We start from the raw sequence: 13,293 nt of genomic DNA, 5'->3' as shown, positions 1-13,293 counted from the left end.
CTTTCCTAACTACATAATTCTTTTAAACATTTTTTCTATTTCAGTTTTAGAAATTTCTACTATAATAGGTCTACCATGTGGACAAGTAAAAGGATTTTTACATTCTTTCATTTGTTCAAATAAAGATTTTATCTCTAAAGTATTTATTTTATCATTCGCCTTTATCGCTGACCTACATGCCATCGATGCAAATCTTTCACCTTTAAGCTCATAGTTATTTTTTATTTCATCTATATTATCTATTATTTGTAATATGAATTTTTCAGATTCAGGAACACCAAATATAGTTGGCACACATCTTATCATTATATGATTATTACCAAATATATCTATTTCAAAACCAAAGTTCTTAAATAATTCTAGGTTTTCTTCAGCTTTTAACATATCAACATTTGAAAGTTCTACTACTATAGGATTAAGTAACAATTGCATATTTATATCTGATTTGTAAAACTTATTCATATACCTTTCATATAAAACTCTTTCATGTGCAGCATGTTGATCTAATAAATACATAGAATTACCTTTTGATAATATTATATAAGTATCAAATATAGTCCCTATAACATTATAATCATCTAATGAAAATCTATTGTCATCTATTTTTTCTTCAAAGAAATTTTGTTGTTCATCTTCTTTTACATCTATATTGTAAATTGAAAGATTTTCACTTATATTCTGTAATTCATTTATAGCTTGAGATTTATACATATTATCTATTTGAGCATTAAAATCATCTTTATTTTCCTTAAAAGAATGTTCTAATGAGTATACATTAGCTTCTTTTATATTTTCATTCATATATAAATTTTTATTACTTTCCTCATTTATACTTGAGCTTTTATTTATTATGTCATTAACAGATAGAAATGTATCTATTGGTTTTTCACTATCTATTTCTATTACTTCAATTTTTTTATGTTCTTTTTCAAATGGTTCTATTTTTCTCTCAGCTAAGTTGTTAATAGATCTTGGTTGAATTTTATTTTTATCATAAACTTCATATTTTCCTATTAGGCTAGAACTTAATAATTTACTTCTTAAATAGTCTCTAAGTTCTATATATAATTCTTGTTCATTTTCAAATTTTATTTCAAGTTTTGTTGGATGTATATTAACATCTATACTCGCTGGATTTATCTGCATATTTAAAAAGCATACTGCATGCTTATTTATAGGAATAATAGATTTATAAGCTTCACTTATTGCATCTAATATTACTTTACTTTTTACAAATCTTTTGTTTATATAAATATGCTGTAAATTTTTATTAGATCTGTAAACATTATTATTTCCTACAAATCCACTTATTTTAAAATATTTACAATCATAATTTACTTCAATTAAATTTTCACATACATCTTTTCCATAGATACTTCTTATAACACTGGTTAGCTTACCGTCTCCTGGAGTATTTAACATTGGTTTATTATTGTTAACATACTTAAATTGAACACTTGGGTTTCCTATAGCTAACTTATTAATTAAATCACTTATATTTATAGTTTCTGCATGAGTTGATTTTAAAAACTTTTGTCTTACAGGTGTATTATAAAATATATCTTTAATGATTATAGTAGTACCATTATTTGCTCCAGCTGGTTCTTTAGATATTATTTTTCCACCTTCTACATAAACCTTCGTACCAACTGGCTCATCTTTAGTCTTTGTAATCATATCTAATTTTGAAACTGCTGATATAGATGCTAATGCTTCTCCTCTAAAACCTAGAGAGTATAAGTCATATAAATCATCAATTTTGCTTATTTTACTAGTGGCATGTCTTAAAAATGATTTATCAACTTCACTAGAAGCTATTCCACTACCATTATCTATAATCTTTATGAATTTTTTACCGCCATCAGCTATATCTATAACTACCTTAGATGCACCTGCGTCTATGCAGTTCTCAATTAGTTCTTTAACGACTGAAGAAGGTCTTTCTACAACTTCCCCTGCCGCTATTTTATTTATAGTTAAATCATCTAATATATTAATTCTATTCATATATACACCTCCTCTAAATAAAATTATTTCCCACTACGAACGCAGTTAATTTTAAGCAACGGATATGATTGAGCGTATGCGAGTATCACATCGTTGGCGCTATGAGCGTAGCGAATTTTTCGCTTTCTTTTGAAGATTATAAAGTGCATTCATAGCATCAAGTGGAGTCATATTTAATATATCTAAATTTAATATTTCATCATTTAAATTGCTATCATTTATAGTATCGAAAGAAATTTGAGTAAGTGCAACTTCAGCTACAGCATTATTTGATCCTTCTTTTAGCTTTTTATACTCATTATTTATTTTATCTAACTCTTTTTTAGTTTTTTCGCTTTCTTTAATTAAAATTTGATAATCATTTTTTATAGACTCATTTTCAAATTTTTCTTTAGTTACTTTTGTTAATTGTTCTTCTAAAATTAATTTATCTTGTCCTAATCTTTCTAATTCAATTTCTAGGCTTTTTATTTTGTCCGTAGTTTCATATACAATATTCTCTTTTACTTGTAAATCAACTAAACTATCTGAGTTTATAGCTATATTATTATATACATGGTTTTTCTCTAAATCTTTTAGTATATCTTTTGCTCTATCTATAACTTTATCTGGAAGTTTTGCAAGCTTTGCAACGTATATTCCATAACTTTTGTCTGCACCTTGAGGTATTATTTTTCTTAAGAATATTATTCCGTCATTATCTTCTTTAACTGCTATAGAATAATTTTTAACATCTTCAAATTCATTTTCTAGATCCGTTAATTCATGGTAATGTGTTGCAAATAAAGTCTTACACTTTATATTATTTTGAATGTACTCAACTATTGACCACGCTAAACTTATACCATCATAAGTACTAGTTCCACGACCTATTTCATCAAGTATAACTAAACTTTTTTCTGTAGCATTTTTAAGGATTAATGATACTTCGCTCATCTCAACCATAAATGTGGATTGTCCTTGGCTTAAGTCATCACTAGCTCCAACTCTAGTAAATATTCTATCTAGTATTGGAATATTTGCATATTCAGCTGGAACAAATGAACCAATATGTGCCATTAAAGCTATTATAGCAGTTTGTCTCATATATGTAGATTTACCTGCCATATTGGGACCTGTTATTATATTTATAATATTTTCGCCACTATTTAAATAAGTGTCATTTGCTACAAAGTTTTCTTCTCCTACAATACGTTCAACAACCGGATGTCTTCCATCTTTTATATCTAACTTATTTTCTTCATTTATATTAGGTTTTACATAATTATTAATATAGGCAACAGTCGCTAAAGATACAAATACATCTATATTTGCAATAGTCTTTGCAACCTTTTGTATCCTATCTATATTTTTATATATTTCATTTCTTATATTTACAAATATCTCATACTCAAGTGCTTTTATTTTATCTTGTGCATTAAGTATCTTATCTTCTATTTCTTTAAGTTCTGGAGTTATAAATCTTTCTGCGTTACTTAGAGTCTGCTTTCTTATATAAGTTTCATCTATTTTAGCAGTAGTAAGCCCTACTTTTGTTATTTCTATATAATAACCAAACACTTTGTTAAATCCTATTTTTAAAGATTTAACTCCTGTTTTTTCTTTTTCACGATTTTCTATTTCTTTTATTAAAAATGCACCATTTTGAGAAATATCTCTAAGTTCTTTTAATTCATCATTAAAATCTGATTTTATTATATTTCCATCTTTTATAGTTATTGCAGGTTCTTCCATTATTGCTTCATCTACTAAGCTATAAATATCATTTAAATCATCTAAGTCTTTTATATATTTTTTAATTATATCTCCATTTGATGAATTTATAGTTTCTTTTAAAATTGGAAGTTTTTCTATTGAATTTCTTAAATGTATCATTTCCTTTGGAGTTACTTTTTCAAAGGCAATTTTTCCACATATTCTTTCTATATCATATACATTTTTAAGTATATCATTTAAATCTTCCCTTAACATGAAATCATCTTTTATTTCTTCTATAACATTTAGTCTTTCATCTATTTTATCTTTATTAACTAAAGGTTCTTCTACATATTTTCTCATCAGTCTACCACCCATTGCAGTAGATGTTTTATCAAGTACATGAAGTAGAGAGCCTTTCTTTTTATTTCCTCTTATAGTTTGAGTAAGTTCTAAGTTACTTCTAGTAAACATATCTAATACCATATATTCGCTAGAATTATATACATTTATAGAATTTATATTAGAAGTTACTTGTTTTTGAGTATTATATATATAATTTAAAAGTATAGATAAACTATTTTTCATAAGATTTTTATCATCAAATCTTATATTAGATAAATAGTCATCACTAAAATATTCTTTTAATATATTTATATCTAAATAATTTTCATTAAAATTTTCATTTACATATATATTACCTAGAGTTATCATATTTTGAAGACTTGGTATAAACCCTAAATCATTTATAATAATTTCACTAGGATGAATTTTCGCTATCTCTTCAACTACTTTATCACTAGATAAATGAGTTGCATTAACTTCACCAGTGCTTATATCTACATAAGTTAAACCTATATTTTCATTTTCTTTGTATATTGATAATAAATAGTTATTTTTCTTATTTTCAAGTAAGCTTCCTTCAAGCACAGTCCCTGGAGTTATAACTCTTATAACATCTCTTTTTACTATACCTTTAACAGTTGCTGGGTCTTCTAACTGTTCGCCTATTGCAACCTTAAATCCAGCTTCTACAAGTTTTGATATATATGAATTGGCACTATGAAAAGGTACCCCACACATTGGGGCTCTTTCATCTAGACCACACGACTTTCCTGTTAGAGCTATTTCAAGTGTTTTTGAAGCTACTATTGCATCTTCAAAGAACATCTCATAAAAATCTCCTAATCTGAAAAATAATACACAATCTGGATATCTATCTTTAACTTCAAAGTATTGTTTCATCATAGGAGTTAGTTTATTTCTATCTATTGTCATTGTAAAACCTCCTTTATTTCTAGATAATTATTATATCATAAGTGAAAATTATTGTAATCTTATATGCACAATTTCAAGTGTTATTGTACTTACAATATATTTTTTCTAAAAATAAATCTAACTGCATAAAACCATATTATAAATAAAGCAGCTACAAATACTTCAAAGGTTATAATATACATATATCCCTCTCCAAAAGATGCAAGTATGGTTCCTCTTGGACCTATATTCTTTGTAAATGATATATACATATAGTCAGTGTTAAATATTGTATTAAATATTCCCATAAAAACTGCCAATATATGTACTGCTACAAATGTTTCTATAGCCTCTTTATTATTTGGTAAATACTTATAAACTATTGCATAATAAATAGGAACTATTGCAATTAACATATGCATACCCATAAATTGATAATATCTATAATAGATAAATGAACAAGAAACATCAGGACTAAGCACTGACCCTATTCCTCCTAATACTCCTGTAAATATAACAAAGTTAAATATTCTTTTATTTTTATTAATTAGTAATAAAATACAAAGTAGTGCACTTATTGGACATAATTGAAGTGGAAGATTTGATATTTTTATACTACTTTGAGTCCATAATAAAATATAATTTGATACATAAAAAGTTAATAATAAAATAAATAATATAAATCTTACTATTTTATCAGCTTTACTACCTAAGCTCAACTTATTCCTAAAAGTAAATATTAATATTATAATAATAGCTATAAATAACATTGGAATTCCTATTTCAAGTACTGTTGTCTTATGATCAAATACAGTTACATAATTAAAAAATTCAGACATATAATCTCATCCCCTTAAAATTTAACAGTTTATTATATATATGAGTTTTATTAAATGTTATTTTAACTTTTTATTTTTGCAAAATAAAAAAAGAGTAGGACGTTTATCATACTCTTAATCTAATCGTTTATTTTTCATTTTTATAGCCTTATAAGTAACTCTTTCTACACTTGCATTACATCTACCGCATCCCTTGCCTGCCTTAGTAATTGTTCTTATATCTTTTATAGAACTTGAACCTTCATTAATTATTTTTTCTATGTCATCACTAGTTACATTAAAGCAACGGCACACTTGCTCATTTTTATTTGCTTTAAAATATTTTTTATATTTATCTACAAGTTTTTTTATCATAATAATCCTCTTTCAAATTTATAGTTTTGATAAAAATTATTATTATATATACCCATAAATTCATAACTATAACTTTTTATATTTATTCTTTTACCTCTTCAGAATGTTTTTCATTATAAGCTTCTAAATAACCAGTTCCTCCACCAATAACAATATTTAAAATATCTTTCATAAGATTTAAATCTCCTTTGATTACATAGCTATTATTATCTTTTTTAAGAACAATATCTATATTAAAATTTTTTATTTTAATATAAATTGTAATATAGCTAATACCCATAGGTGTAGTGGATAAAATACGTAAAATAAATATTTTGAAAACTTATTATTAATCCCTCTTTCTCCATTATAAGCTAATATAAATGGTACTGCTAATATAAGTAAAAAGTCTGAGTTAAACATTAACATATCTATTGTTTCTTTAATATTTCCATACCATACAAAATCCATCTTAAATAAGATTAATGATAAAACGGTATAACCAATAACTGTTTTTTCATATTTCCTCTAAAGAAATATGTTACTAATATAAAAGGTATTAATGCTATTCCTCCTTCTACTAACATTGTTAATGGAAGTAATAATAAAGTAACTACTATTAATCCTATCTTTTTAAATCCATTATTTTTCTTAACTAATTCTATTAAATTAAGTAATGTAAGACCTAGTGCTAAAGTCATAAATATATTGTTATGAACTCCTACTTCTTTAGAAACTAAAACCATACTCAAAATTCTATTTCCAGCTTCCATAAATAAAGCCCACCCACAAAGTCTTAAATTATATTTAAATCTATTTCTAGTATAGAAAAATCCTTCTACCATTAAATAAGCAAATATCGGTGCAACTATTCTTGATAATGGATGAAACCATTCTGGAAATACTGTTGGGAATGCAAAATACAAATGATCAAGTAGCATTAATATAAGTGCTATAATTTTTAATTGAAATCCGTCTAATTTTTTCATATTGTCTCCTTATCTCTTATGATTTTATGCTTTAATTATATAATCATAGTTTAAAAGAAGACATTTAATTGCATTACATTGTGCTTACATTTTTGTAAGATTTAAATGTATTTCAATAAAAAATGACCTAAATTTAGGTCATTTAATTGTTTCTTCTATATATTTATAGATTCCTCCAAGTAGTTTACAACTTTTTACTGTATCCGATGTTATCCACTTGCTACTTCCTATTAATGATCCCATTGATGAAGCCGGGTTTTTAACATTTCCAACACAAGATATTCTAGTTTTATCATACCTTGAATTACTTTCGCTCCATTTACTTTTATATTTATTCGGAATATTAGCTAAAAATATATCTACTTCTTCCAACAAAGTTTTGTCTACTGATTTTATAGCCTCTATTAATATTTGTTCTAACCTTCCGCTATCTTTATTATTTGGCATAACAAAGAACTCAGTATCTATACTTATAATATCTATATTATTTAATGACAAAAAACCCTCAATTAACTTGTCTTTACTTATTTCTAAGTCATTATTCTTTGGGAAGCTAATCTTTATTAACTCGCTTATCTTCTCTTCTCTACTCTTAAGGTCTCCATCACAAAAAATTACTACCTTAGTAATCTCATCTAGTTCATCTAACCGAAACTTACTTATAGCATTATCTAATGCTTTAATTAATTTCGTTTCTCCATCTGCACTTATTATACATATATTTTTATTTTCTTTATCATAAAAACTTGGTATCTTATTATAATTTTCTAAACTATTTTTTTCACATGGAAATTTATCTATTAATAAATTATTAAAAGGTTTTATTACATTATTAATATCTTTTATGCATCTGAACTTTAATACCCTAAGTATACTTGATATCAATGCAACATCATGAGCTCCTTCTACTATAAAAAGGTAATGATCCATTATCTTAAATCACCACCTTCTTGTACTACGATTTCATAGGCCTTATCTCCTGAAAATCTCCTTGAATATATTTGATCTTTAAATTCTTCCAATCTATATATAGCCACTTCATTTAGACTTTCATCAAATTTCTCAAGTAATACTCCTATTGCCTCTAAACTATGAGTAGTTGCTATTATCTGAGTATTATATAGTTTACTGTTCTTTATTATTTCTTTTAAAATTTTTCCTATTATATCTTTATGTATTCCTGTTTCTATTTCATCTACTAATAATATTCCATTTTCAGCATCTATAACTTTAGACGTAAGTATTATAGCCTTTTTAAATCCATCACCAAAACTCCCCATACTCATACTTAATTTGTCATTAGTAGTTATATATATTTCTCTATCAGATGTAAAATTTATATCTACTATATTATCATCAAATATTTTTAACATATCTATTAATCTTTGTTTTTCTCCCTTTTGTATTACTCTATCTATTGCTTCTATAGATCTACTTTCTATATACGTATCTATAGGCATCATATATCCTATATTTAAAAGCTTTAATTGTTTTTTAGGTCTTACAAAACTCTTCTCATTATCATTCATTATAAATTCTTTTGGCTCATTATTAAATTCATATCTAAGTATAGTTCTATCAATATCTTTTAACTCATTACTTTGACCGTTATCATCAATGCATATAAGCTGTTCTTCTTTTCCATTTATGAATAGTCTATGTAATTTATCTTTTACATATAAATTTATGTTAATTTCATTATCTAAGTCACAATTATAAAACATTTCCTTTATTTTATTATATTTAACAGTTTTTAGATTGTATTTTCTGCTAATCCTTTTTATGTGAGATATAAAGTCATAAGGTCTTTCAAAGAGTTCCACAGCTTCAAGTACAGTAGTTTTTTTTGAATTATTATCTCCAACTAATATATTTACTGATTTCATATCTTCTAATTTTAAATCTTTTATCCCTTTAAAACTTTTTATATAAATATCTTTTATATGGTTTGGCAATACATATCCCTCCTCAAAACACTTATATAAAATTATATTCAAAGGCATAAAAATAAGACTAGTATAATATATCTAGTCTTATTTAAATATTTATAATTATTTTATTTGTAATTATTTTATTTGTAATATAAATTTTATTAATCTATTGGCTCATTTCTTTTGATTTTTCAACACAGTCTGTTATTGCATCTATTACACAACCTCTAAATCCTTTATTTTCTAAGGTTTTAACCGCCTCTATTGTAGTTCCTCCTGGAGAACATACCATATCTTTTAACTCTCCTGGATGAGTTCCTGTTTCAAGTACCATTTTTGCAGATCCCATTACCGCCTGAGCTGCAAATTTATAAGCTTGACTTCTTGGCATTCCATGAAGTACTGCCGCATCTGCCATAGCTTCTATAAACATAAATACATATGCAGGGGCTGATCCACTAACACCTATTACAGAATCTATTAAATATTCATTTACTACTTCAGCTTTTCCAAATGAATTAAATATAGATTTAACCATTCCTAGCTCTTCATCATCTATGTTTTTATTCGGGCATAAGGCACTCATACCTTCATTTACTAAAGCTGGAGTATTTGGCATAGTTCTTATTATTTTTTTATCATCTCCTATAACATTTTCAATAGAAGATATTGTTTTTCCTGCTGCTATGGTTACTATTATTTTCTTATTATCTATAAATTCAGATACACTGCCTAATACCATATCATATATATTTGGTTTAACTGCAACTATTATTATGTCACTATCTTTGACTACTTCTTCTGATTTTGTAGTTGTATTTATATTAAACTCACTTTTAATGCTTTTTAACGTATTTTCATTTAAATCTGATGTGATTATATTTTCAGAATTAACTAATCCTGATTTGATTATTCCACCTATCATTGCTTTTGCCATATTCCCAGAACCTATAAAACCAATCTTTTTGTTCATTTTTTAATCTCCTTTACACTTTTCATTAAAAAACTTGTTCAGTTCTATTTATTATTTCATCTTGTAATGCTCTACTTAAATTATTGAAATGATCGCTATACCCTGCCACTCTTACTATTAAATCTTTATATTCATCAGGATTTTTTTGAGCCTTTAGTAAAATATTTTTGTCAAATACATTAAATTGTATATGATGTCCATCCATGTTAAAGTATGCTCTAACTAAATTTGCCATATTATTAAGTCCATCTTCGCCTTCTACTACAGATGGCGCAAATCGTTGATTAAGTAGTGTCCCTCCTGTTTTTATATGATCCATTTTAGAGCATGATTTTATTACTGCTGTTGGTCCATTTGTGTCTGCTCCTTTTTCTGGAGATATCCCTTCTGACAGTGGTTTTTGCGAAAGTCTTCCATTTGCACTTGCTTTCATAACTTCACCAAAGTATACATGGCAAGTTGTAGGTAACATATTTATTCTATATTTAGCACCTATAGCAGACTTTCTATCTGTAACTTCTTTATAAAAAGCATTAAATACTTGTTGCATCAATTCATCTGCATAATCATCATCATTTCCATATTTAGGTGTCTTATTAACTACTATATTATGAATTAATTCATTGCCTTCAAAGTTATTAGAAAGTGCATTTAAAAGTTCATCCATAGTAAATTTTTCTTTGTCAAATATATTATACTTTATAGCACATAAACTATCTGTTATTGTACCTATACCAACGCCTTGAATATACTTAGTATTATATCTTGCTCCTCCATCGTTATAGTCTTTTCCTTTTTTAATACAGTCGTCAACTATAACACTCATAAGTGGTGCAGGCATATGCTTTGCATATATTTTTTCTATTATATTATTTCCATTTACTTTTATATCAATAAAATGGTGTAATTGGGCCTTAAACGCTTCAAATAATTCCTGATAGTTTTTGAAATTTCTTGCATCTCCAGTTTTAATTCCTACCTCTTTACCATACATAGGGTCTATACCATTATTTAAAGTTATTTCAAGTATTTTAGGTAGATTTATATATCCTGTAAGTATATATGCTTCTTTTCCAAAACAACCAGTTTCAACACACCCACTAGTTCCTCCATGTCTAGCATCTTCTATACTTTTACCTGCTTCTATAAGTTCTTGTAGTATTGCCTCTGTATTATAAAAAGCTGGTTGCCCCCATCCTTTTCTAGATACCTCGCAAGCTCTCTCTAAAAATTTTTGTGGAGTTTTTCTACTTATTTGAACATTTGAACTTGGCTGTAATAGCTTCATTTCATCCATTACATCTAATATTATATAACTTACATCATTTACACCATCTTTTCCATCTTCTGTTATACCACCAGTATTTATATTTGCAAAATCAGTATAAGTTCCACTTTCTTTTAAAGTTATACCTACCTTAGGTGGTGCTGGCTGATTATTAAATTTTATCCATAAACATTCTAGTATTTCTTTTGCTTTTTCTTTATTTAACGAACCTTCTTCAATATCATTTTCATAGAAAGGGTTCAAATGTTGATCTAATCTACCTGGACTAAAAGCATCCCATATATTTAATTCTGTCGTAACTCCAACATGAACAAACCAATACATTTGAACTGCTTGATGGAAAGTCTGTGGTTTATTAGCCGGTACTATATCACAGTTTTTTGCTATGAATAATAATTCTTTTTTCTTACTTTCATCAGTTTCTTTATCTGCTAATTCTCTAGCATAATTAGCATATCTTTTCCATAAATAATTAAAGCATCACAAGCTATATCCATAGCTTCTAATTGTGCTTTTTTATCATATGCATCTAAATCGTTTATAAAATCTAACCTATCTATTTCTTCTTTGATTTCTTTTTTAAGATCTAAAAATCCTTTTTTATAAAAAGTTCCTCCACCAACCGTATGTCCTGGAGCCCTTTGTTCCATAAATTCCGTAAATATTCCACTCTCATAACAATCTAACCATTCTTTAGTCATAGAATCCATTATCTTTTTTCTTATTTGACGGTTTTCCCAATATGGTATTATTTCTTCTTCTTGTATTTTTTTAACTCCATTATCTACTTTAAAAGATATTATATCTCTTTGATCCATTATATCTAAGTCTTCCAAAGTATGGCAGCATAACTCTGGATAAGTTGGCGCACCTTGCGGACGATCTCCTTTTTCTCCTACAATAAGTTCTCCCTCATTTATACATAATGATCTGTTTTCCATATAATGCTTGAAAGCTAAAGCTCTAAGGACTGGTGTTTCAACAGTACCTTCGTATTTTTTGTATGCTTCAGTTATAAGATGTGCTCTTTCAATAGTTATATGAGGTGTTTCATTTATGCTTTGCTTTCTTAGCTTTTTAGTTCTATCAAAACTTCCTCTATCCATTTTCCTATCCCCCTATTTTAGTTTTAAAGTTATTTTTTTCAAATAAATATTTAATTTCTTCTAACTTACTATCATTTGGTTTTTTAAAATCTGCTCCTTTATAATCTTTATAAAGTTTTTTATACTTATGAATTCCTATATTATGATAAGGAAGAAGATTAACTTTTTCTACATTAATATCTTTTAAAAATTCTATGATTTTTAATATTTCAATATTTTCTTCATCTACATTTACACCTTCTATTAAAGGTATCCTTACATTTATATTTGCATTTTTCTTACTTAACTTTTTTAAATTATCTAAAATTAATTCATTACTTTTTCCTGTAAATTTCTTATGTTTTTCATTGTCAATCAATTTTATATCATATAAGAATAAATCTACATAAGGAAGTATTTTTTCATAATTTTCAAATGTAGCATATCCACAAGTGTCAATTGCTACATTTATTCCTTTTTCTTTACAAGCTGATACAATATCTTCTATGTAACCTATATCTTGAGCCATTACCTCTCCTCCAGATAAGGTAACCCCACCTTTAGATTGTTCATAAAATATCATATCTTTTTCAATTTCTTTGACTAAATCTTTGATTTTATAATTATTTCCTACTATTTCTCTAGCATTATTTATACAATAATCTAAACAAGTTTCACAAAGCTGACACTTGTCTTTTTTCAAATATATATATTTTTCTTCTTTATATATAGCATCATGTGGACACTTTTTAATACAAGTCTCACATCTGCTACATTTTTCTTCATTATAAAGAACTTCTTTTTTATGAGATTGGCTCTCCGGGTTATGACACCAAGCACATTCTAGTGGGCAGCCTTTGAAAAAAACTGTCGTTCTTATACCTGGACCATCATGT

10 protein-coding genes and 1 pseudogene are annotated in these 13,293 nt (G+C 26.5%); all 11 read right to left on the bottom strand.

The genetic code is table 11. The features are described 5' to 3' along the window. Positions 1-9 precede the first annotated feature (9 nt). Positions 10-2,007 carry a DNA mismatch repair endonuclease MutL gene (gene mutL, locus JWF52_RS00215; RefSeq protein ID WP_208331365.1) on the bottom strand — a complete coding sequence of 666 codons (1,998 nt, stop codon included), beginning with the start codon at positions 2,005-2,007 and terminating at the stop codon, positions 10-12. A 99-nt stretch (positions 2,008-2,106) separates the two neighbouring features. After that, entirely contained in the window at positions 2,107-4,980 is a 2,874-nt protein-coding gene (mutS, locus tag JWF52_RS00210; protein WP_208331364.1) for a DNA mismatch repair protein MutS, read from the bottom strand. A gap of 89 nt (positions 4,981-5,069) precedes the next feature. Beyond that, positions 5,070-5,798, bottom strand: coding sequence for a YwaF family protein (locus tag JWF52_RS00205; protein ID WP_208331363.1), 729 nt, complete (start codon positions 5,796-5,798; stop codon positions 5,070-5,072). Between the two features lie 114 nt (positions 5,799-5,912). Beyond that, positions 5,913-6,152 (bottom strand): (2Fe-2S)-binding protein, encoded by a 240-nt coding sequence (locus JWF52_RS00200; RefSeq protein WP_208331362.1) that lies wholly within the window; start codon positions 6,150-6,152, stop codon positions 5,913-5,915. 243 nt (positions 6,153-6,395) lie between these two features. Beyond that, a complete protein-coding gene (locus tag JWF52_RS19100; RefSeq protein WP_286183920.1) occupies positions 6,396-6,602 on the bottom strand; it encodes a TraX family protein in 207 nt (68 codons plus the stop codon). Between the two features lie 11 nt (positions 6,603-6,613). Then, positions 6,614-7,120, bottom strand: a complete 507-nt coding sequence (locus JWF52_RS00195; protein WP_286183919.1) for a TraX family protein — start codon at positions 7,118-7,120, stop codon at positions 6,614-6,616. 138 nt (positions 7,121-7,258) lie between these two features. After that, entirely contained in the window at positions 7,259-8,050 is a 792-nt protein-coding gene (locus tag JWF52_RS00190) for a DUF3226 domain-containing protein (RefSeq protein ID WP_208331361.1), read from the bottom strand. After that, complete coding sequence (locus JWF52_RS00185) at positions 8,050-9,075, bottom strand: AAA family ATPase (RefSeq protein ID WP_208331360.1); 1,026 nt, start codon at positions 9,073-9,075, stop codon at positions 8,050-8,052. Before JWF52_RS00185 ends, JWF52_RS00190 begins: the two co-directional genes overlap by 1 nt. A gap of 142 nt (positions 9,076-9,217) precedes the next feature. Beyond that, positions 9,218-10,024 carry a pyrroline-5-carboxylate reductase gene (gene proC / locus JWF52_RS00180; protein WP_208331359.1) on the bottom strand — a complete coding sequence of 269 codons (807 nt, stop codon included), beginning with the start codon at positions 10,022-10,024 and terminating at the stop codon, positions 9,218-9,220. A 25-nt stretch (positions 10,025-10,049) separates the two neighbouring features. Next, a pseudogene (hypD, locus tag JWF52_RS00175) lies at positions 10,050-12,418 on the bottom strand (trans-4-hydroxy-L-proline dehydratase). Between the two features lie 4 nt (positions 12,419-12,422). Next, positions 12,423-13,293 (bottom strand): trans-4-hydroxy-L-proline dehydratase activase (locus JWF52_RS00170; RefSeq protein ID WP_208331358.1); only part of this gene is annotated, 871 nt, incomplete at its 5' end.

It is taken from the genome of Clostridium sp. CCUG 7971, from assembly GCF_017590215.1.
Classification (GTDB): domain Bacteria; phylum Bacillota; class Clostridia; order Peptostreptococcales; family Peptostreptococcaceae; genus Faecalimicrobium.
This window is presented reverse-complemented; position numbering and strand designations above follow the sequence as displayed.

Bases quoted from the DNA above. Each gene is read 5' to 3' on its own strand.
- mutS (WP_208331364.1), bottom strand. From the start codon at position 4,980: ATGACAATAGATAGAAATAAACTAACTCCTATGATGAAACAATACTTT.
- mutL (WP_208331365.1), bottom strand. From the start codon at position 2,007: ATGAATAGAATTAATATATTAGATGATTTAACTATAAATAAAATAGCG.
- JWF52_RS00205 (WP_208331363.1), bottom strand. From the start codon at position 5,798: ATGTCTGAATTTTTTAATTATGTAACTGTATTTGATCATAAGACAACA.
- JWF52_RS19100 (WP_286183920.1), bottom strand. From the start codon at position 6,602: ATGGATTTTGTATGGTATGGAAATATTAAAGAAACAATAGATATGTTA.
- proC (WP_208331359.1), bottom strand. From the start codon at position 10,024: ATGAACAAAAAGATTGGTTTTATAGGTTCTGGGAATATGGCAAAAGCA.
- JWF52_RS00195 (WP_286183919.1), bottom strand. From the start codon at position 7,120: ATGAAAAAATTAGACGGATTTCAATTAAAAATTATAGCACTTATATTA.
- JWF52_RS00200 (WP_208331362.1), bottom strand. From the start codon at position 6,152: ATGATAAAAAAACTTGTAGATAAATATAAAAAATATTTTAAAGCAAAT.
- JWF52_RS00190 (WP_208331361.1), bottom strand. From the start codon at position 8,050: ATGGATCATTACCTTTTTATAGTAGAAGGAGCTCATGATGTTGCATTG.